At 54.9% G+C, this 21,438-nt stretch carries 15 protein-coding genes, 3 tRNA genes and 1 other RNA gene; 13 read left to right on the forward strand and 6 right to left on the reverse strand.

Going from position 1 to position 21,438, the window contains the following annotated elements:
* Positions 1 to 17: 17 nt before the first annotated feature.
* Positions 18 to 2,633 carry a bifunctional aconitate hydratase 2/2-methylisocitrate dehydratase gene (gene acnB / locus EYC82_RS02910; RefSeq protein WP_279248058.1) on the reverse strand — a complete coding sequence of 872 codons (2,616 nt, stop codon included), beginning with the start codon at positions 2,631 to 2,633 and terminating at the stop codon, positions 18 to 20.
* Between the two features lie 189 nt (positions 2,634 to 2,822).
* Here acnB and EYC82_RS02915 point away from each other — a divergent pair, with 189 nt between their 5' ends.
* Positions 2,823 to 3,299 (forward strand): DUF1289 domain-containing protein, encoded by a 477-nt coding sequence (locus EYC82_RS02915; protein WP_423243894.1) that lies wholly within the window; start codon positions 2,823 to 2,825, stop codon positions 3,297 to 3,299.
* A complete protein-coding gene (locus tag EYC82_RS02920) occupies positions 3,296 to 3,925 on the forward strand; it encodes a MiaE family protein (protein WP_279248059.1) in 630 nt (209 codons plus the stop codon). The genes EYC82_RS02915 and EYC82_RS02920 overlap by 4 nt, the downstream gene beginning before the upstream one ends.
* 98 nt (positions 3,926 to 4,023) lie before the next feature.
* Here EYC82_RS02920 and EYC82_RS02925 read toward each other — a convergent pair whose 3' ends face one another.
* Positions 4,024 to 4,518 (reverse strand): peptidylprolyl isomerase, encoded by a 495-nt coding sequence (locus tag EYC82_RS02925; RefSeq protein ID WP_279248060.1) that lies wholly within the window; start codon positions 4,516 to 4,518, stop codon positions 4,024 to 4,026.
* Positions 4,519 to 4,702: 184 nt separating this feature from the next.
* Between EYC82_RS02925 and EYC82_RS02930 the strand changes: the two genes are divergently transcribed.
* Complete coding sequence (locus EYC82_RS02930; RefSeq protein WP_279248061.1) at positions 4,703 to 6,364, forward strand: glutamine--tRNA ligase/YqeY domain fusion protein; 1,662 nt, start codon at positions 4,703 to 4,705, stop codon at positions 6,362 to 6,364.
* Positions 6,365 to 6,368: 4 nt separating this feature from the next.
* Positions 6,369 to 7,745 carry a cysteine--tRNA ligase gene (cysS, locus tag EYC82_RS02935; protein ID WP_279248062.1) on the forward strand — a complete coding sequence of 459 codons (1,377 nt, stop codon included), beginning with the start codon at positions 6,369 to 6,371 and terminating at the stop codon, positions 7,743 to 7,745.
* A gap of 54 nt (positions 7,746 to 7,799) precedes the next feature.
* Here cysS and folD read toward each other — a convergent pair whose 3' ends face one another.
* The gene (gene folD / locus EYC82_RS02940; RefSeq protein ID WP_279248063.1) at positions 7,800 to 8,645 is read right to left on the reverse strand and encodes a bifunctional methylenetetrahydrofolate dehydrogenase/methenyltetrahydrofolate cyclohydrolase FolD; all 846 of its coding nucleotides are present in this window, start codon (positions 8,643 to 8,645) and stop codon (positions 7,800 to 7,802) included.
* A gap of 200 nt (positions 8,646 to 8,845) precedes the next feature.
* Here folD and EYC82_RS02945 point away from each other — a divergent pair.
* The 3 genes from EYC82_RS02945 (at position 8,846) to nagA (ending at position 11,851) form a co-directional block, all read left to right on the forward strand.
* Positions 8,846 to 8,922, forward strand: a tRNA-Pro gene (locus tag EYC82_RS02945).
* A gap of 150 nt (positions 8,923 to 9,072) precedes the next feature.
* Positions 9,073 to 10,482 carry an MFS transporter gene (locus tag EYC82_RS02950; RefSeq protein WP_279248064.1) on the forward strand — a complete coding sequence of 470 codons (1,410 nt, stop codon included), beginning with the start codon at positions 9,073 to 9,075 and terminating at the stop codon, positions 10,480 to 10,482.
* A gap of 241 nt (positions 10,483 to 10,723) precedes the next feature.
* Entirely contained in the window at positions 10,724 to 11,851 is a 1,128-nt protein-coding gene (gene nagA, locus EYC82_RS02955) for an N-acetylglucosamine-6-phosphate deacetylase (protein WP_279250642.1), read from the forward strand.
* Here the strand turns inward: nagA and EYC82_RS02960 are convergent.
* A complete protein-coding gene (locus EYC82_RS02960) occupies positions 11,841 to 12,701 on the reverse strand; it encodes a ThuA domain-containing protein (protein ID WP_279248065.1) in 861 nt (286 codons plus the stop codon). The genes nagA and EYC82_RS02960 overlap by 11 nt on opposite strands.
* Before the next feature lie 82 nt (positions 12,702 to 12,783).
* On the opposite strand from EYC82_RS02960, the gene EYC82_RS02965 reads away from it, so the two are divergent.
* Positions 12,784 to 12,859 (forward strand) — tRNA-His (locus tag EYC82_RS02965).
* 246 nt (positions 12,860 to 13,105) lie between these two features.
* Here EYC82_RS02965 and EYC82_RS02970 read toward each other — a convergent pair.
* Positions 13,106 to 15,091, reverse strand: coding sequence for a response regulator (locus EYC82_RS02970; RefSeq protein WP_279248066.1), 1,986 nt, complete (start codon positions 15,089 to 15,091; stop codon positions 13,106 to 13,108).
* Positions 15,092 to 15,694: 603 nt separating this feature from the next.
* Between EYC82_RS02970 and EYC82_RS02975 the strand changes: the two genes are divergently transcribed.
* A tRNA-Arg gene (locus EYC82_RS02975) sits at positions 15,695 to 15,771 on the forward strand.
* A gap of 173 nt (positions 15,772 to 15,944) precedes the next feature.
* Here EYC82_RS02975 and EYC82_RS02980 read toward each other — a convergent pair.
* Complete coding sequence (locus tag EYC82_RS02980) at positions 15,945 to 18,377, reverse strand: parallel beta-helix domain-containing protein (protein WP_279248067.1); 2,433 nt, start codon at positions 18,375 to 18,377, stop codon at positions 15,945 to 15,947.
* Positions 18,378 to 18,600: 223 nt separating this feature from the next.
* Here EYC82_RS02980 and ffs point away from each other — a divergent pair.
* The 4 genes from ffs to recR all read left to right on the forward strand — a co-directional run bounded on the left by ffs (position 18,601) and on the right by recR (position 21,437).
* An RNA gene (gene ffs / locus EYC82_RS02985) (signal recognition particle sRNA small type) lies at positions 18,601 to 18,697 on the forward strand.
* A gap of 97 nt (positions 18,698 to 18,794) precedes the next feature.
* Positions 18,795 to 20,483, forward strand: a complete 1,689-nt coding sequence (gene dnaX / locus EYC82_RS02990; RefSeq protein WP_279248068.1) for a DNA polymerase III subunit gamma/tau — start codon at positions 18,795 to 18,797, stop codon at positions 20,481 to 20,483.
* 13 nt (positions 20,484 to 20,496) lie between these two features.
* Positions 20,497 to 20,820, forward strand: a complete 324-nt coding sequence (locus tag EYC82_RS02995; protein ID WP_279248069.1) for a YbaB/EbfC family nucleoid-associated protein — start codon at positions 20,497 to 20,499, stop codon at positions 20,818 to 20,820.
* A gap of 17 nt (positions 20,821 to 20,837) precedes the next feature.
* Complete coding sequence (recR, locus tag EYC82_RS03000; protein WP_279248070.1) at positions 20,838 to 21,437, forward strand: recombination mediator RecR; 600 nt, start codon at positions 20,838 to 20,840, stop codon at positions 21,435 to 21,437.
* Position 21,438 lies beyond the last annotated feature (1 nt).

The raw sequence follows: 21,438 nt of genomic DNA on the forward strand, positions 1-21,438 counted from the left end.
GCAGAAGCGTCATTGGACTATAGCGCCACTTCCTGAATTTCCGTTGCGGCAATGCGTGCGCCTTGTTCTGCACTGTCCTGAAATTCCTTGATCTGATCAAAGTTCAGGTAACGATAGATATCGTCTGCCATCGAATCAAGGTTCTTCGCATACTCGAGATACTCCTCCGGGGAAGGAAGCTTGCCCATAATGGCACCAACCGCCGCAAGTTCAGCGCTGGTCAGATAGACGTTGGCGCCATCACCAAGACGATTGGGGAAGTTTCTTGTCGAGGTCGATAACACGGTTGAGTTGGCCGCTACGCGGGCTTGATTACCCATGCAGAGCGAGCAGCCGGGCATTTCTGTGCGTGCTCCAGCAGCGCCAAAGATATTGTAATAGCCCTCCTGCATGAGCTGGTGTTCATCCATCTTTGTTGGTGGCACTAGCCACATTCGCGTTGAAATACCGCCTTTGTGCTGTTGCAATAACTTACCGGCGGCGCGGAAGTGGCCGATATTAGTCATGCAGGAGCCGATAAATACTTCATCTACCTGGTCGCCAGCGACGTCGGAAAGTAACCGGGCATCATCCGGGTCATTGGGCGCGCAAACGATGGGCTCCTTAACGTCGGCAAGGTCTATCTCGATTATCGCCGCGTACTCGGCATCTGCGTCTGCTTTCATCAGCGACGGATTGTCCAGCCACTCTTCCATTTTGCGCGCACGGCGCTCTAATGTGCGCGAATCGCCATAGCCATCTGCGATCATGGATCTCAAGAGTACGACATTCGAGCGCAGGTACTCGGTAACAGAGTCTTCTGATAAGTCGATTGTGCATCCTGCGGCCGAGCGTTCGGCAGATGCGTCAGATAGTTCAAAGGCCTGTTCGACGGTGAGGTCACTGAGCCCTTCAATCTCGAGAATGCGGCCAGAGAAAATATTTTTCTTTCCTTTCTTTTCCACGGTCAGCAGGCCTTGCTGTATGGCGTAGTAGGGAATCGCGTGCACGAGATCGCGCAGAGTGACACCGGGCTGCTTTTCGCCCTTGAATCGCACCAAAACCGATTCGGGCATGTCCAGTGGCATAACGCCCGTTGCGGCTGCAAATGCAACAAGGCCTGAACCTGCGGGGAAAGAAATACCCATAGGAAAGCGGGTATGTGAATCGCCACCGGTGCCGACAGTATCAGGGAGTAGCATACGATTAAGCCAGGAGTGAATAATGCCATCCCCCGGTCGCAGAGAGACGCCGCCTCTGGTCATAATAAAGTCCGGCAGTGTGTGCTGGGTATCGATGTCTACGGGTTTGGGATAGGCCGCCGTGTGGCAGAAGCTCTGCATTGTGAGGTCGGCAGAGAAGCCAAGGCACGCGAGATCTTTAAGCTCGTCGCGGGTCATCGGTCCGGTCGTGTCCTGTGAGCCCACAGTCGTCATTTTCGGCTCGCAGTAAGTGCCGGCGCGAATGCCATCGGTACCGCAGGCGCGGCCGACCATTTTCTGCGCGAGGGAGAAGCCCTTGCCCGTATCAGTGGGCTGTTCAGGCTTGCGGAACAGTTCGGATTCGCCGAGAGAAAGCGCCTCGCGAGCTCGAGCAGTTAGTCCTCGGCCGATAATCAGGTTAATCCGTCCGCCTGCCCTGACTTCATCCAGCAAAACGTCGGACTTCAGCTCAAACTCAGACAATACATCGCCGGACTCTGACAATATTTTTCCATCGTATGGCCGAATCTCGATGACGTCGCCCATGCCTAGCTCGTCCACGGGTGCCTCGAAGACTAATGCCCCCGCATCTTCCATGGTGTTATAAAAAATCGGGGCGACCTTGCCTCCGATGCAAATCCCGCCCCCTTTTTTATTGGGCACACCGTCGATGTCATCACCGAAAAACCAGAGAACAGAGTTAGTAGCGGACTTGCGAGAAGAGCCTGTGCCAACTACGTCGCCGACAAAAGCGACCGGGAGGCCTTTCGACTGTATCTCAGCGACCTGCTTCATGGGGCCTGTAACGCCTTGCTCTTGGGGCTCAAGGCCGTCACGAGTCATTTTATACATAGCCAGGGCGTGCAGGGGGATGTCAGGCCTTGACCAGGCGTCCGGCGCCGGAGAGAGATCATCGGTATTGGTTTCGCCGGTGACTTTGAATACGGCTACTTTTATGGAGGCCGGTACTTCATCCTGATTCGTGAACCATTCGCCGTCGGCCCAGGATTGCATCACACCCTTTGCGTTTTCATTGCCCTTTTCAGCGAGCTCTGCGACATCGTGAAAGGCGTCAAACATCAGCAGCGTGTGCTTGAGTTCGCGAGCAGCTTGCTGGCCCAGTTCCTTGTCTCCCAACAAGTGAACCAGCGTTTCGATGTTATATCCTCCGTGCATATTACCGAGCAGAGAAACTGCCCGACTGCGGTCTATAAGAGGGCTTTTGGCTTCCCCTTTGATGATGGCTGAAAGAAAGCCGGCTTTGACGTAGGCGGCCTCATCAACCCCGGGCGGTATACGCGTTGTGATAAGGTCGAGCAGAAACTCTTCTTCCCCGGCAGGTGGCGTCTCAAGAAGCTCTACCAGCCCCGCTGTTTGTTCAGCGCTGAGGGGTTTTGGCGGAATGTTCTGTGCGGCCCGTTCGGCCACGTGTTCGCGATACGCGTCTAGCACCTTGGAACTCCTTTGCAATATTGCCCTGGCCACAGTTGCGCTGTGGCACATTGTCATGAGGTTCAAATCGGGCGGCAGTATAGCTTAGAGTCGAAATAAGATAAACGAATCAAGTGCTTATATCTCGCATTCACCCGAGTGATACCGTACACTCGCAGGCAGCGAGATAGGTCGGATATACCCCTTGAAATGCCTCTGTCAGATCAATCTGTAAAGACCCCCTGCATCGGTGTTTGCTCCACCGGTATTGGCGACAGCGTGTGTCGTGGATGCAAACGCTTTTGTCACGAGGTGATTGACTGGAACAGTTACAGCAGCGCCCAAAAACGGGTAGTCGATGAGCGTCTGTCAGGGTTTCTCTCACAGGTGGTAAGCAATAAATTGCGTGTGATTGATGCTCAGTTATTGAAATGGCAGATGGACACCCAGAACGTGCGTTTTGTCGCCCACCACGACGAGCACTGTTGGGTGTTCAGTCTGTTGAAAGCCGGTGCCGGACAGATCACAAATGTCAAAGACTATGGCTTTGAATTGGACCTGCGTTTTCGGCAGATGTCGCTTGTGGAATTACGTGACTTGATTGACCAGGAGTTCTTCATGCTCTCAGAGGCGCACTATGAGCGTTATATGATGACGCCCGACTTGTTTCAGGATGAACCTCGGTGACTATTGCGGCAGACCTCGACGGTATTCGTGAATTCCTGCTCTGCGCCACCCCCCCGGCTTGGGTAGAGTGGGCGCTGCAAAACCCCTCGACGCTGCTGGTCGATCACGCCAATTGTGAGAAAAAAGCGGCCTCAACGGCATTGAACCTGATGTATCGCTATGTTGAGCATGGTTCTCTCCTGCAGAAACTTTCACGACTGGCGCGTGAGGAGCTGCGTCATTTCGAGCAAGTGATTGCCATTATGCAGGCCCGCGGAGTGGAATATGAGCAGATATCGGCTTCCCGCTACGCCGGGCGGTTGCGCGGGGCGGTGCGCAGTGCCGAACCGCAGCGACTGGTGGATACTCTCCTGGTGGGCGCAGTGATAGAGGCGCGTTCTTGTGAGCGCTTTGAAGCGCTCGCGCCTGCACTGGATGGGGAGCTATGCGCGTTTTATCGTTCGCTGTTGAAATCTGAATCTCGTCACTATATGGATTATCTGAAACTCGCGAGAGAGCTGGGCGCCGCAGAGGACGTTGAAAAGAGGGTGAGGGAATTGCTTGAATTAGAGCGCGTTTTAGTCGAAACCCCCGATACAGAATTTCGCTTCCACAGCGGAATACCCCCACAGAGCGTTCGAGCCTAAACCGCATAAAGGAATGAGGTTATTTCTTTAATATACTGATAAATAAAGAAAAATGGCCACCGATTCCGCATTCAGCGGCGCGGTAGCCCGGATGTGGGTCAGGCCTCGGCGACGACTGATTCGATGATGACGGATTCCAGCGGAACGTCCTGGTGCCCGCCCTGGCTGCCGGTCTCAACGCCGCGGATCTTGTCCAGTACTTCTTCGCCTTCTATGACTTTGCCAAACACGGTGTAACCCCAGCCTTGAGGTGTCTTGCCGCTGTGGTTGAGGAAATCGTTGTCTTTCACGTTGATGAAAAACTGCGAGGTTGCAGAGTGGGGATCGTTGGTGCGCGCCATGGCGAGGGTGCCGAAGTCATTTTTGAGGCCGTTATCGGCTTCGTTATCGACTGGCGTACCATTGTCTTGTTGCTTCATGTCAACATCGAACCCACCGCCTTGTACCATAAAGTTGTCGATTACCCGATGAAAAATGGTGCCATCATAGAATCCCTCGTTGACGTACTTTAGGAAATTCGCCACGGTTTTTGGCGCTTTATCGGCGTCAAGTTCGATTTTCATTTCGCCGAATGTCGTGCGCATGATGACCATATTGCTATCCCTGGGTTCGGTTAAATTTAGAGGCACCTGATCATACGGGCTTTTAGTGCGCAGTAAAATAGCCTCGAAGCCAAAAAAGGTTGTGCAGGGATAGGCCTAGTGGCAGGAATTCGCTACAAGCCGGGCGGGCAAGTCGTTATAATATGTCGCTTTTTAGCGCTTGGCGGCTGACTCAATGGATTCTACTCCGACAAACTTTTTACAGACGATTATCGGCGAAGACTTGGCGGCCGGTCGTGTTGATAAGGTGGTTCTGCGTTTTCCGCCTGAGCCCAATGGTTACCTGCATATAGGCCACGCAAAATCGATCAGCGTTAATTTCGGTCTGGCGGAGGCGAATGGCGGCCACTGTAATCTGCGCTTTGACGACACCAACCCTGAAAAGGAGACGCAGGAGTATATCGAGGCTATACAAGAGGACGTGCGCTGGCTTGGCTATGAGTGGAGCGGAGAGGTGCGTTATGCCTCCTCTTATTTTCAGCAGCTGTATGATTGGGCGGTTGAGCTGGTCGAACAGGGCAAGGGTTATGTTTGCGATTTAAGCGCAGACGAGGCGAGGGAATACCGTGGCACGCTCACTGAGCCAGGCCGTGATAGTCCCTATCGAGAGCGCACTATCGCAGACAATCTGAATCTATTGTCACGGATGCAGGCTGGAGAGTTTAAAGAAGGGGAGAGGGTATTGCGGGCCAAGATCGATATGTCCTCTCCTAATATGAACCTCAGAGATCCGATTCTCTATCGTATTCGCCACGCGACACACCACCAGACGGGAGATGAATGGGTTATCTATCCCACCTACGATTTTGCCCATGGGCAAGAGGATGCGATAGAGGGTATTACGCATTCCATATGTACGCTCGAATTCGAAGATCATCGACCGCTCTATAATTGGTTATTAGAACATCTTCCCGTGGACTCTCGCCCCAAGCAGTACGAGTTTGGTCGTTTAAACCCAAGCTATACCGTTACCAGTAAGCGCAAGTTGCGCACACTTGTTGAAGACAAAATCGTAGCGGGATGGGATGACCCTCGCATGCCGACATTGGCCGGCTTGCGGCGCCGTGGATATACGGCGACAGCAATCCGTCGTTTTTGCGACATGATTGGCACGACCCGCAGTGACGGCGTCGTCGACATCGCGATGCTCGAGTTTGCCATTCGTGAAGATCTTAATGAGAGCGCGGCTCGCGGGATGTGTGTCCTGAATCCGCTAAAAGTTGTACTGACTGATTTTCCTGCAGACACGGTCGAAGAGATAAGCGCATCAGGGCACCCTTCGCGGGAGGACCTTGGTCAACGCGTGTTACCTTTTACTCGCGAGTTGTTTATCGATGCGGCCGACTTTCGGGAGGAGGCGAACAAGAAGTATAAGCGGCTGGTGCTTGGTAAACGCGTTCGCCTTCGCAACGCCTATGTGATCGAGGCAGAGAGTGTGTTGCGTGACGAGAAGGGCGGTGTTGTCGAGGTGCATGCTCGTGTGGTGCCCGATACGGTTGGCAAGGATCCCGCGGATGGTGTAAAGCCCAAGGGCGTTATTCACTGGGTGTCCGCAGTCAGGGGGAAAAGGGCTGAAGTGCGCATTTATGATCGTCTATTCAATGACGAGGCGCCCGATAAGGGCGACAATAACTATCTGGATCACCTTAACCCTACTTCGCTTACCGTCATAGAGAACGCGTGGATTGAGCCGGGTTTGGCTGCAGCGGTTCCGGAGCAGTATTTTCAGTTTGAGCGTGAGGGTTACTTCGTGGCTGACCGCCATGACCATACGCCAGACAAGCCGGTCTTTAACAAGACAATAGGTCTTCGCGATACCTGGGGAGAGGGGCGTTAGGTTCATGAGCCTGAAATTGCACAACACCTTGACGGGAGAGAAGGAACTCTTCGAACCACTTGAGCCGGAAACAGTGCGCATGTATGTCTGCGGACCTACGGTATATAACCTTGCTCATATCGGTAATGCGAGACCGGTCGTCGTCTTTGATACGCTCTTTCGCGTGCTGCAAACGCACTACGAAAATGTCGTGTATGCCCGCAACATTACTGATATTGATGACAAGATCATCAAGGCCGCACGGGAGCAAGACCGAACGATCGATTCGATTACCGAGGAGTATACCGATAAGTTTCGTGAGGACATGGCCCAGCTTAACGCGCTGGCTCCCACCCTTGAGCCTCACGCCACGCACAACATCGCGGCAATGATTGAGTTGACGGAGACGCTTATTGGCAAGGGGCATGCGTATGAAGCGGAGGGTCATGTGCTCTTTGCTGTGGAGTCGATGCCGGAATACGGCAGACTTTCGAATCGCTCGCTGGACGATATGTTGGCAGGCGCCCGCGTAGAGGTCGCTACCTATAAGCGTCACCCGGGAGATTTTGTGCTGTGGAAACCTGCCAAAGCGGAAGATCCGGGATGGGGTAGTCCCTGGGGAAGAGGTCGGCCCGGCTGGCATCTGGAGTGCTCGGCAATGATTCGTGAGCATCTGGGCGACACCATTGACATACACGGGGGGGGCCGGGATTTGATTTTCCCCCACCATGAAAACGAGATAGCGCAGAGTCGCTGTGCGCATGGTGGTGATTATGTGCGTTACTGGATGCACAACGCCTATGTCGATATCGCTGGAGAGAAAATGTCCAAGTCTCTGGGCAACTTCCGCACGGTGCGCGATCTTCTGGGGCGCTATCGGGGCGAAGTGCTCCGTTTCGCTCTCTTGTCGGCCCACTATCGCTCGCCCTTGAGCTTTTCCGTAGAATTACTCGAGCAAGCCCAGGGGACGCTGGACAGCCTCTACAGCACGCTGCGAGACGTGCAGGGTGTTGAGGTTGACGTGGCGGTTGCTTTGGACGGGGAGGCGTTTTATTTGGCGCTTAACGACGATCTCAATACGCCCCTCGCTATTGCTGAAATTCATGTGCTCGCCAAGCAGTTGCACAAGGCGAGAGACGACGAAAAGTCATCTCTCAAAGCGCGCCTGCTGGCTGCGGGGAACATGATAGGTATTCTGCAGCAAGCGCCCTCTGATTGGTTGCAGGGCGATGTTTCTGACGAGTCCATTACTGCTGAGACCATCGAGGGGCTCATAGAAGCAAGAAAGACGGCGAAGCTGGCGAAGGACTACGCTCTCGCTGACCAGATTCGGGAGGAATTGCTGGGCCAAGGCGTTGTGCTGGAGGATTCTCAAGCGGGGACTCGCTGGAGGCGCGGGTGATTCTGGCGTAACGAGCTGAGCAACCCAGTTAGCCTGTCAGGTTGGAGTGCCGCATCACCCGATGCTTTTTTCGCCAGATTCGACAGTTTGCATAATCAAAGTGTTAATCGTCATTGGGCCGACGCCGCCGGGCACTGGCGTATAGGCTGCTGCTTTCTCTGTGAGAGCCGAGAGTTCGATATCGCCGACTCCGCCGGGGTGATAGCCAGCATCGATAACAACTGCGCCTTCCTTGATCCATTCTGCCTTGATGAACTCCGGCCTACCGACTGCTCCGACCACGATATCGGCCTGCGCGACAATAGCGGGAAGATTTTGGGTGCGGGAGTGACAAATGGTCACGGTTGCATGCTTTTGTAAAAGCATCATTGCCATCGGTTTACCCAGTATAGGGCTGCGACCCACGACTACTGCATGCTTGCCCTCGATGGGGACCCCGTAATGCGAGAGAATGCGCATAATCCCCTGCGGAGTCGCGCAGCCATAGGCCTCTTCACCCATGGCCATGCGGCCGAAGCCAAGGCAGGTCACGCCGTCCACATCCTTTGACAGTGCAATGGCGTCGAAGCAGGTACGCTCATCGATCTGAGAGGGCACAGGGTGTTGCAGGAGTATCCCATGTACATCGGGATCGGCATTCAGTTCATCGATTTGGGCTAACAGTGTCTCGGTTGTGGTGGAGGCGGGGAGTTCGACGGCCAGACTTTCCATGCCAATACGGCGGCAGGCATTGCCCTTCATTTTTACATAGGTGGCAGAGGCCGGGTCTTGGCCCACAAGGATGGTTGCCAGTATCGGGATCTTGCCGCCTGATTGGGCCTTGAGCCGTTCAACCCTGGCCAGCAGTGCCGCTTCCGTTTCGGCCGCGAGGGTTTTGCCGTCGAGTAAAAGCGCAGGCATAGACGTGAATCTCCGTAGTGCTGTGTCAAGGGGGCTGCTGCAGGCCTGTCGGCCGGCGGCGCGGCCTATTCTCCCACGAGAGGTTGTGTAAGTGAAAGAGGCAACCTAAAATTTGCACGCCAACGGGCGGCGTTGACGCCTGTATTACGGGTGCGTATGATGCGCCCACGCTCGGGAGTAAGTGGCCGGGCATGCTTTATCGGGGTATAGCGCAGTCTGGTAGCGCGCCTGCTTTGGGAGCAGGATGTCGGGAGTTCGAATCTCTCTACCCCGACCAATTTACAGTTGTTCAGTACGTTGTTTCTGCGCAATGAAAGAAAAAGCTCCGCTCTTGCACTCGTGATGGGCCGAGCTTCCTTGTCCGCCGATCCAAACGCGGCGTTGGGTCGCAGGCCACTCAAGGAGCTATCACATATCTAGTATTGGCTTGCGCAATCGCCTGCTTTACAGCTCAGGCATCGTTAGCTACGCACTCAAGGATGCCGCGATGAGTGCGTTCATCCTGTTTTACTACAAGCAGGTACTCGACCTTTCCGGCACGCTTACCGGTCTTGCGATCGCTATCTCCATCATCTGGGACGGCATCAGCGACCCTCTCGTAGGGGCATGGTCGGACCGGCTACGCTCACGCATCGGGCGCCGCCATCCGCTCATGATTGCCGCAGTTATTCCACTGGCCGTGGGCTTCGTTATGTTATACGGCCCCCCCGCAAGCGTGCTGGATGACCAGGGCGAGTTATTCATCTGGTTACTTGCTAGTATTTTACTGGTGCGTACCGCACTGACATTTTTCATGGTGCCCTACCTGGCTCTCGGGGCCGAGATTACTGACGACTATCACGAGCGCTCACGATTGGCCGGCATGCGCACCAACCTCGGCTGGTTCATTGGCATTCTGGCGTCGGCGATGGCCCTGATGTTCCTGTTTAACGAAGAAAACGGCGTAGACGGTCGTTTCGTGATCGACAACTATTACACGTACGGCTGGATAAACGGGTTTCTGGTCATCCTCTTCAGTGTGCTCTGTATTGCTGGTACCTGGCATTACATTCCTAAACTCGCCGGTAGCGCTGCTCACGCCGGCGGCAACATATTGAGCGAACTCATGAGTACGTTTCGCAACAAAAACTTTCGCTACCTCGTGATATTGGATATGGCGCTCGGCGGCATCGGGGGCATCACGGCTACGCTGCTGATGGTGACCTATACCTATTTTTGGGAGTTAAACGCGACAGAAACGTCCATACTGTTTGCCGGTCCCGTCGTGGCAGCGGTCATACTGGTTGCTGTTTGCTCCGGCTACTTGAATCGCGTCTTCGAAAAGCAACAGTTATTACGACTGACCTGTCTGCTAACGACCATTAACTTGCTTTGGCTGACGCCGCTCAAGTTGCTCGGGCTGCTGCCCGATAACAGTACTTTGGTGTTTATTCTGATCTATGCCAACTGGGCCATTCAGGTCATGATGTCGATACTCCGCATGATCGCTACGCAGTCCTTGTTAGCAGATATCGTGGACGAACATGAGTTGGTCACTGGCAAGCGACAGGAAGGCGTGATGTTTGCTGCCGCGTTCTTCTCTGCCAAGTTCATCAGCGGCTTTGGTTACCTGGTGGCGGGCCCGTTTCTTGATCTGATCGGCCTTGAGGCGGGTGTTCAACCCGGCGATGTCTCCAGCACAGTACTATGGGGACTTGGCCTCATCATGGGACCGGGCCTCGCGTTGATTATGCTGGTGCCGATGTGGATGTCTTTCAAGGTCAACATGAGCCACGCTGGACAATTGGCGGTGCGCCGGGCCCTCACAGAGCGCTCGACGAGTCCGGACTCAAGCTGAACCAAACAGGCGGAGAAGTGCAGCACCGCAGTCTTTCGATGAGCCTGAATTCTGTTGATCCAGTCGGTTTTGAAAGCTCGGATCGCGAGGCTCCGGCGCCTGTCTCGGTTACATCCCTGATCAGGCTGCGCCCCAGTAGACGTCATGCCGGCTGCGGGTGGCGCACGCAAGATTGCCAGGAAACCCGCACTGCACTATCTTGGTGGGCATGACAGGGAGGTGAATCACTATTATTCAGGCAATCGTCAACGGCGTTATCTTCAACGGTGAAGCCGCCATGCAGGGCAAGGCCGTGTTGCTGTCCGGCGATCGCGTGCTTGATGTCGTTGGTGAGTCTGAGATACCGGCCGATGTTCAGGAGCGTTTCGATTTGCAGGGCGGAACCCTTGTTCCGGGTTTTGTCGATCTGCAGGTGAATGGCGGCGGAGGGGTGTTGTTCAACAACGATCCAAGCGTCGAGACGATTCGGACGATCGCCGCTGCGCATCGACGGTACGGCACCACTGCGTTATTGCCGACCTTGATTACTGACGATTTCCCGGTCATGGTGCAGGCCATTGCCGCCGTCCGACAGGCGATAGAAACCGGTGTGCCGGGCGTAATCGGTATCCATATCGAAGGGCCGTTTTTAAGTCCCGAGCGGTCCGGCGCTCACGACGCCGCTAAATTTTGTCACCTGGACGAGCGGGGCATCGAGCTGGTCTGTTCTCTCGATAAAGGGAAAACTCTGCTGACTCTCGCGCCCGAACTGACCACGCCCGCAACGATCCAGTATCTCGTTCGACAGGGGCTGATTATTGCGGCGGGTCACAGTGCTGCTGACTATGAGCAAGCGACTCAGGCATTGAAAGCTGGCGTTGCAGGGTTTACGCATTTGTACAATGCGATGTCGCCGCTGCAGGGCCGCGCGCCGGGTATGGTGGGGGCGGCCCTGGCTGATGAGTCGAGTTGGTTTGGTATTATCGCGGACGGCCATCATGTGCATCCAGCTGCGTTTAAAGCCGCTGTGCGAGCAAAGCGTTCGGGGGGAGCCTTGCTGGTCACCGACGCAATGGCCCCCGTGGGCGCTCCCGACTGCACATTTGCATTGGGGGAGCAGATGTTGCGAGCCTGCGGCGGTCGCATCGTTAACGACGCGGGAAGGTTGGCGGGGTCAGCACTGGATATGCTGTCGGCCGTGAACAACGCGGCGCAGTTTGCCGGTATTGACTGGTTCGAAGCCCAGCGTATGGCCAGTCTGTATCCTGCGCGGGCGCTCGGGTTGGACACAGAGCTCGGCATCATCGCAGCCGGTTGTCGTGCCAGCCTGCTGGCGCTGGACAAGCACCGCTGTATCAGTGCTTGCTGGATTGACGGCATCAGGGGTTAAGTGCGACCCACTCAATACCCTTAAGCACCAGTTCGCGGGCTTGGGGGTGCTCCCAGTTGGCATGGTAGTGCCCCCCTGTATAGCCAAATCCTCGACCGCCGCCGGATCGCTCGTAAACCCAGGCGGTCACTTGCGGCTTACCCTCTGCGACTTGTGCTCGCACCGCATCGTTGCCGCTGTGAGGGCCGTTCCAGCGATCCATCGTAGAGGCTGGAGGAGTCGCAGTGAGTATTGGTGTTACGCCGCTTTCGGCAAAGCGCAGATTGAAATACCACTCGTCTTTCAACTGGAACGGTTTAATACCGCTTGAAACCGGATGCGTTGGCATCGTTAAGAACTCGGCACTCCAGATGGGGTTGACTGACCGCCAGGTCTCAAAATAAGCACCGATAGCCCGCAGCATACTACTTGATGCGGGGCTGTCGCGCGGCACTTCGACACAGTAATGAATGGCGGCGACACCCACACCCGAATCGAGTAACTCGTTGAAGGCTTCCAGCTGGTCACTGATCAGATGTGACCTGCCTCCGTCGCAATACATGACGACGGCATCGGCTTCATCGAATACTGAGGGATCGGCCGGCCAGCCACCATAGATATTGACCGTTTCAATGGTCGGGTTGCGCTTGCGCAGGGCCGCAGCGAGTAACTCGGACCCAGCCCGGTGTTCATGAGCGTCAGTGCTGTGGCTGTCAGCCCCCGCCAGAAATACGACTCTGGCAGAGCGCGGTTCACCGGTCAGCGGCGCTGTAAATTGTATATCTGTGAGAGTATCTCCGCAGCCATGCAGTAGCACTGCCAGTAACGCAGCGGATACGGCGAGGTACAGTCTGCGTTTTGTGTTATTCATCGTGCGCACAACTTGACACCTTTAGATGGCAAAAGCTACCATTCGCGCCGCGGGAGGTTGACCACTCTCGTATTGTGCATTGGTGGCCGTAGCTCATCAGGTAGAGCACCGGATTGTGACTCCGGAGGTGGCGGGTTCAAGACCCGTCGGCCACCCCATTCACCTTTCCTGAACAGCGCGTACTCGACATTCGTTATTATGCGGCAATGTCCAATTGTCGTCCGTTCTAACTTATTTCATCTTCACATAAGCGCTCTCAACGGATGAGTGCGGGCCATTCAGATATTATCAGGGCACACAGAGCGCTGTTTTACATAGGCTTGAATAGAAGTGACGCAAGGCTGTTTATGCAGCCTCTGGCCCTGATCAGCAGTGTACGCAGACATTGTGGCAGACTAGGCACATTATTTTTCTCTCTGCCTTAGATCAAGCGCTGCCTCGCTGATAACGTCAACCAGTTTGGAAGCGGCTACCGGTTTACGGAGTGTTCCGGCAATCGGTGCGCCGTTAAGCCTGTTGAGTATATCCTGTTCGCTATAGCCGCTGATGACTACGACGGGAATATCGCCGTTTAATTCGCGTAGCTCGTTGAAAACCTCTTCTCCGCTCAGCTTTGGCATGCTTAAATCAAGCAAAACACAGTCAAAGCCATCACTGTCTCGACTGAACTGAACGAGGGCGTCCTCGCCGTCTTTGGCTTCCACAACCTGGAACCCGTTCCGTTCCAGAATATGCCGGAATACTGTACGCAGTTCGGCCTCGTCGTCCACCACGAGTATTTTTCGGGCGCCCCCAGCAGTTACACTTTCTCGCGGGCTGAGATCATACTTGGCGGCGGGAGCAGGTACGGTCGGTAATAAAATAGTAAAAGTTGTGCCGACATCCGGCGTACTTGATACGGAGATAACACCGTTGTGCTTGCGGATGATGCCGGTCACAGACGCTAGCCCGAGGCCCCGTCCAGTGAACTTGGTGGAAAAAAATGGATCGAATACTTTCGATTTCGTTATTTCGCTCATGCCGCAGCCGGTGTCAGATATTTTTATCCTGATGTAATCCCCGGAGGGCAATGACATATCCGGGGCGAGGAGTTGCAGAGTGGCTCGATCGTAATGGGCCACAATAGCGGCGATATCAATCACACCCTCATCATCACCAATCGCCTCAGCAGCATTTGTAATCAAATTTAGAATCACCTGAAGCAATTGGTTCTCATCGCCGCGGACGTAAATTGGATCTTTACAGAGTGAGTAATGAAGAAGCGCTTTCTTGGAAATGCCCGCCTGAACCAGATCGCCCACCTCGCGGAGCAGTTGGCCAAATTCAATTTGTTCGAGTTGTATTGTTCCTTTGCCGGCGTAGGTGAGCATCTGGCTGCAGACCCCCGCAGCACGCTGGCTGGTGACGACTATGCTGTCTATTAGCCTGATGGTTGGATCGTCTTCTGACAAATTCATTAATGCAAGTTCAGCGTTGCCGCGAATCGCAGCTAAAAGATTATTGAAGTCGTGTGCGATACCACCTGCCAGTGCACCGAGGGCCTCCATTTTTGCAACCTGTCGAAGTTGCATCTCGAGTTCGGCTTCTCTTTTGCGTTGTTCGCGCAATTCCTCTTCAGCGCGGCCGCGTTCAACAGCAAGACCGGTCATAAGAGCCGCAGAGCGGAGCCGCTCAAGTTGATCCCTGGTGGGCGATTGGGGCCAGGCTGCGTAGAGCGCGAGGGCGCCGAGCACTTCGCCGCTGCTGTTGGTGAATGGATGCGACCAACACGCTGCAACGCCGGCGTTTTTGGCCAGAGGAGCAAGCTTTTGCCATAGTGGATCGGCTTGTATGTCAGAAACAATGACGGGAATGTTCCAGAAGATGGCTGTTCCGCACGAGCCCACATTGGGCCCAATGGCCTCGCCGTCAATGGCGTCGTTGTATTCTTCAGGGAGGCTTGGCCCCGCTCCTCTGACAAAGCGGTTTTGATCCACAAGAAGGATAGAGCACTTGTAATCCGGGTTCTGGCTTTCAACAATTCTGGCGATTGTTTCAAGTGTGCCTGACACCGTTCCTTTGTCAAATTCTTTAACATAGGGATGCAGGGCGTGATCAGTTTCCGCCAGTCGGCCGAGTACAACCGTTCCTTCCGGTGTTGCCTGTACCCTCAAATCGAGCGGGATGGAATGGCGATGACTGGTCCGGTGTCCTATGCGAAAAGAGTCCTTGGGGGGGCTCTTGATCATGGATTTGACGAGGCTCTGATCACTGGGAATGATCCATTCGAGGAGTTCCTGACTTGACAGCTGGGCAGCGGTCAATCCGGTGGCTTCGTAGAAAGCCGCGTTGGCGCGAACGAATGTTCCGGGGCCACGAACTATCATCGGTGGATTGATATCTTGTGCCATAGCTTCCCTCTGCTGGGCATTGTTCGAGAGCCTCGGACATAAAAGGCGAATCGTCGACATGTGTGGTCGCTAAACCCGTGGTCAGTGGGCTCAACTTGGTAGCGCTTTCTATATCGCTCTCGTGATAGTGGCACCTCTCGGTGTGACCAGCAGGGTCTCAAGATACATCGAGTCGGCGTGCACTAATCCAATATGCTGAGACTAGACGTGCTTTATATCTCAACTATTTATTTTTGTAATTTTTTGTAATCGAACAGGCTATTGAACGATGGCCGTCAGCGAGGCCCGCCTCGTGTTATATCGTCCTAAGTTTATGAAAAATAAAGAACAAGTTTTAAATCTGTCCATTGAGAGTCGGCTCGGGAGGGCGCTTGGTGGTGATCGGGGGTAGCGGCCTTCGGCACCGGCGCTCGCTGCATGAGAAAGGCGAGGGGAATCACCGGCCTTAACGCGATTAACGATTTCTTCTCATGCTGTGTTCGCCCTGGGGCAAGTGTATTGAATCATTATCTTGTCGGCAGGGCTGCCCGGCGCAGATAGCGCGGGTTTATTGCGCTCCGGGTAATGGCATCCAGTATTGTCTTTCGGTAAACTCTGCGCCACGCGCCAGTAGCTCAGCTGGATAGAGCACGGCCCTTCTAAGGCTGCGGTCGAGGGTTCGAATCCTTCCTGGCGCGCCAACTCTCTGCATGACTATCGTGAATAGGCTGCAATGTAGTCGGTTTATCCGCCCTCGAACAAAGGCATCGATCAACATTTGATGAGTGTGAGCATTCCGGATGTTTGTGCGGCTGCCCTGCGGCAGAGACAAAAAAACCGGGGTAACCGGCTTTTTTGCATTTGTCAGTGTTTCCTATTGGCAGGGAGGACCGGACAAGCTGGCGATCCACTCGCTTACCAATGCCACACCTTCGGTGTGAATCACGGTGCGCCCAACCTCCGGCATTGCGACGTCTGAATCATTCGAGTCCATACGGTAGACCATGATGGAGGCGTCGGGGTCGCCACGCACGATTGTATAGCTGAGGCCGCCGGAACCTGCGCCGGCCGCAACCGGCGTCTTGCAGACGCCATAGGCGGTATCTACGTCGCGCCAGTACTCCATAAATAGTGCCGAATTACTGGCGAAACCGCCGGGACTATGGCAATGGGCGCAGTTCATATCGATATACGCCTTGGCACGACTCTCAAGGGGTTCGCTAGTGTCTTTCCAGTCGGGGGCCGTGACTATGTCTTGCAGCGCAGGAAGTCCCGCCAGTAGTCCCTTTTGCTCCAGATAAGATAGCTGGTTGAGGGTCTCGCCAGCATACAGGTTGTCCCGATTTAGAAAGCGTGCCTTGGGGCCAATGGGCATGTTTACAGTCTCGGTATTGACGCCCGAACCGGTTTCAGCGCGGGTTACGCCATGGCAGGTTTTGCAGCTGTTTGCATCTGGAACAATGTACTCGGTACTGCGGCTCTGTCCGTCCGAATGTATCCAGCTAATCTCTCGGGTGCCGCCGGCCAGAGTCAGACTGGCCTCGGTCATGTCCTCGTTCCATATGTACGGCAGCGCTTTCCAGCCGTCATTACGGTGCAGCAGCAAACGCGTTTCTATAACGATCTCTTCTGCTGCTGCATTAAGGAAATCCCTGGGCATGGCAAAGGTTTTAGCGATGATAGTGCCGATCGGGAAGTCCAGTGTTTCGGTTGAACTGTATGCAACCTGCTTGCCCTCGGGAATAAAAATCACCCGATACTTTTCGGTATAGTCGCTAAACAGCGGCGTTGTCAGGTCATAGAAAATACCCTCGTTGGCTTGGGCTGTAGGATTGCTGCTGTCCGCAAACAAGTTGTAGCCAGCGAGTTTAGGGCAGTCCACCTCCAGAGCTGCAAAATTCACCGCATCTCCGTCCGCGCTGCAAAGTGCCGCGATTTCTTCTGCAGTGAGGGGGCGTTCACCCTCGATGATTGTTTCCGGAGTATCCAGTACAACCTCCGGTAGGGAGGCGTGCGCGCAATCGAAAAAACTCTGATCGACGCTGGGCAGGCCGTCAATTGGGCTAAACAGCACACCGCGACCGATACTGGGGTCCTCGTCGACACAGATCCGGTCGGCGTCTGTAAACAGTCCCTCGGATTCCCCCAGTCCATCGTAAACAACCTGGGGAAGTTCTTCCTCTCCTGCGAATAACTGAGCGATGGTGTCCGCGAGGTCCTGTGGGTCGTAAGCGTTATTGTCATAGGTGTTGTCGTGGATATAGACGCGGCGGGGTGTGCCATCGTAGTTGGCGTCGTCGGTGGTCTCGCCGCTGATTGCGTAATCTACGACCACGATGGCGGTTGACTGATTTCCGACAATGTTATTGCCTGTCACCTCCACATCAGAAAAGGCCATAATGAGAACACCTGTGCCGGAGGGCACGATACCAACGATATTGCCCTCAGGAGCGAAGTTCGGGGTGTTGTTGTTAATGATTTCGTTGTTGAAGACCCGCGTGCGCTCACCCTCAATAGGCAAATTGGGCAAGTCGAATACCAATATGCCGCCGGTGTTGTTTTCCGCCCGATTGTCGTAAACCTCGGAATTGGTAGAGTTCTCTATTTCGATGCCGGCCACGTTCAGCGAGACCTGGTTGCGCCGCACAATGATCTTGTTGGATTGGCCAACGTAAATGCCTGCGTCAGAGGCACCAATCGCGATGCTGTCTTCAATCAGCACGTTTTCTGTCTGTACGGGGTATATGGCATAAGCGCCGTTTTCTTCGCAGGCGCCGCAGGTCCACTCGACACGCAAGCCCCTCATAGTGGCCCCGTTGCTGAGTTTGAACTTAACGCCATCTGAGGGTGCATCGATCACAGCGAAGTCTTCCAGTGTTACGTTATTGCTGGTGACCAACACGCTCTCACCGCCGCTGAGCTGTCCTCCGAAGTCCAGAATAGTTTTGTCGTGGCCCTGGCCGCGGATCGTGACACTGTCGACATCGAGACTGAGTGCACTGGTCAAGTTGAAAACACCTTCCGGAATTTCGACAATATCGCCGGGCTGGGCACTGATCAGGGCCTCCAACAGCCTGCTCTGAAAGTTTTCACCCGCCTCAACGCGGACAATGTTGTCCTCGCTACCATCGTCATTGCCGGCGGCGCCGGACAGTCCAGAGCCTCCACTATTGCCGTCAGAGCAGGCGGTGAGCAGGGTCAGGGCCACTGCCAGAAAGATCCCTGATGCCGTTTGTTGAGTTGTTGTGAAGTGTTTCATCATCATGCTAGTCCACTCGAATTTGGTGTTTTTCAGGCGTATCTGCATCTGGGCACTCAAAGAGTGCTGAAGCCGTCGCCACCGGCGACTCCACCGCAACGTCGCGTTTATTTTTATCAATCCACGGTTAGACTATCATGTGATGTGCGCTTGGCGAAAGGTGTCGGACGTGGTTCTGCCCTGATCTGTGACTTGCAGCCCCCGCCAGTTTGCCGCAAACTACGGCGCCTCACAGGTGGGCGCTGCTTACCTTTGAGTACTGTGGTGATCCAGGCGGTCCCCTCGCAATGATAGGTAGTGAACTCCGCCAGGCCCGGAAGGGAGCAACGGTAATTACCGACTCGTGTGCCGGGGTGTGGCTGTCTGGGTCGCCTCCAACACCTGTCCGGGGTGATGGCTGTTTCTGTCGTTCCTCTGCTGGTGTATCCTCTTTCTTTTCATTGAGCAGACGGGGCGACCCACCAAATGGGCTACCAGGTACTGGCGCGTAAGTGGCGACCGAAGACATTTAAAGAGATGGTCGGGCAAGAGCATGTGCTGCGTGCACTGATCAATGCGCTGGACAATGACCGCCTGCACCATGCCTATCTGTTCACCGGCACCCGGGGTGTGGGCAAGACGACGATTGGTCGTATTTTGGCCAAGTGCCTCAACTGCGAGACTGGAGTGAGTTCCCAGCCCTGCGGAGAATGCTCCTCCTGTCTCGAAATCGCTGAAGGACGCAGTGTCGACCTGCTCGAGGTCGACGCAGCCTCGCGAACCAAGGTGGAGGACACGCGAGAGTTGCTCGATAACGTCCAATATGCGCCGACACGTTCCCGCTATAAAGTCTACCTGATCGATGAAGTACACATGTTATCAGCCAGTAGCTTCAACGCGTTGTTGAAAACGCTGGAGGAGCCCCCACCGCACGTCAAGTTTCTGCTGGCCACGACAGATCCGCAAAAGCTGCCCGCCACGGTGCTGTCCAGATGTTTGCAGTTCAACTTGAAGCATATGCCGGCGGAACAAATAGTGGGCCACCTCGGCAAAGTACTCACTGACGAGGGCGTAACCCATGAAGAGCCTGCCCTATGGCTTCTCGGCAGAGCTGCTGCCGGCAGCATGCGTGACGCTTTGAGCCTGACCGACCAAGCGATAGCCTTTGGCTCCGGCGCGCTGACTGAGCCCGAGGTACGGTCCATGCTGGGCAGCGTGGACATGGGTTACGTTTTTGAGCTGCTGGAGGCGATCAGTGCGGAAGATCATGCCGCTGTCCTTGATACGGTGGCCCGTATGGCTGAATACGCCCCTGACTTCGAGGGAACGTTGGACGAGTTATTGTCCGTAGTCCACCGAGTTGCTATCGCACAGGCGGTGCCTGATGCGATCGATAACAGTTGGGGCGATGCCCAGCGCGTCGCACAACTTGCGAAGGCGATCACAGCTGAGGATGCACAGCTGTTTTACCAAATGGCATTGACTGGCAAGCGGGATATTGAGCTATCTCCCGATCCTCGCAAGGGGTTTGAGATGATTCTGTTGCGAATCATGGCTTTTCGCCCTGGTGTTGTCATTGATGACAATGTCAAAGCGGAGCAATTACAAGACGTTGATGCGTCTCCTCGCACTGCCGGGGAGGACGGCGCCCCTGTAAAAAAGCACCTTGAGAAGCGGCCCGCGGCTCCCGGTGATGGCGAGGCAGCGGCGTCAGATCAAACGGGCACGAGCGGCGAGAGCGTGGTTTCGACGGCGGCTTCAGCTCCTGGTGATTTCAGATTGACCCATCTGGAGGTCGATAACTGGTACCAGCTGTTCGCGCTGCTTGGGCTCAAGGGTATAGTCCACAATATCGCCTCACACTGCGCATTGGTGAGATGCGAGGGAAACACGCTGCAATTTGTCCTCGACGAGGCTCACACTGCACTTTATAACGAGGGTCACAGCGATAAGTTGCGTATGGCGTTGGAGAATTATTTTGCCGTACCGGTGTCTGTCACGCTCGAAGCGGGCAGGGTGCCCGGTGAAACACCCGCTATGCGTGAAGCACGACTGGCCGAGGCGCGTCAGGCAGAGGCGGTTGAGTCGATCGAGAGTGATGCTCGTTTGCAGGCGTTGATTTCCAGATTTGATGGCGAGTTAGATCGTTCTTCGATACATCCAACGGACAGTTAGTGAGGAGGAAAAGGTGAAAGGCAGTATTTCCGACTTGATGAAACAGGCGCAGAACATGCAGGCCGATATTCAGAAGGCGCAGGAGGACCTGGCGAAAGCGGAAGTTCGCGGTGAAGCCGGGGCAGGTATGGTCTCTGTAGTAATGACCGGCAGGCACGACGTAAAATGTGTGTCCATCGATGACTCAGTTTTATCAGAGGACAAAGAGGTGCTGGAAGATTTGCTCGCAGCAGCAGTCAATGATGCAGTGCGCAAGGTGGAGGCCCGAAATAAGGATACGATGTCCGGCCTCGCTTCTGGTTTGGATTTGCCACCAGGGTTCAAAATGCCCTTTTAAGGGGTCTTGGGCAGCTAATGATCGCCAGTCCTGCATTACAAAAGCTCATCGATGCACTGCGCTGTTTGCCTGGTGTTGGCCCTAAATCTGCCCAACGCATGACGCTGCACCTGCTGGAGCGAGACCGTGAGGGCGCGCGCGTATTGTCCGAAGCGCTGGCTGAGGCGGTTGCTCGTATAGGGCATTGCCGCCTGTGCCGCAATTTTACTGAGTCGGATACCTGTGAAATCTGCAATGACAGTCGCCGCGAGCGGAACCTCATTTGCGTGGTGGAAACACCGGCAGATGTCCTAGCGGTTGAGCAAAGTGCCAGCTTCCGTGGACTGTATTTTGTGCTGATGGGGCATCTCTCGCCGATCGATGGGATAGGACCCGAAGATATCGGGTTGGAAACCTTCCGTCAGCGCGTTATTGACGAGGGTATCGAAGAAGTCATACTCGCAACAAACCCAACGGTTGAGGGGGAGGCAACTGCCTATTACCTGACCGAGATGTTGCATCCAATCGGGGTAAAGGTTTCAAGAATCGCGCACGGTGTGCCGCTCGGTGGCGAACTGGAGTACGTTGATGGGTCGACACTCGCTCACGCTCTCGCGGGGCGCCGCCCGGTGGAGTAGA

The organism is Candidatus Marimicrobium litorale, assembly GCF_026262645.1.
In the GTDB taxonomy this organism is placed as follows: domain Bacteria; phylum Pseudomonadota; class Gammaproteobacteria; order Pseudomonadales; family Halieaceae; genus Marimicrobium; species Marimicrobium litorale.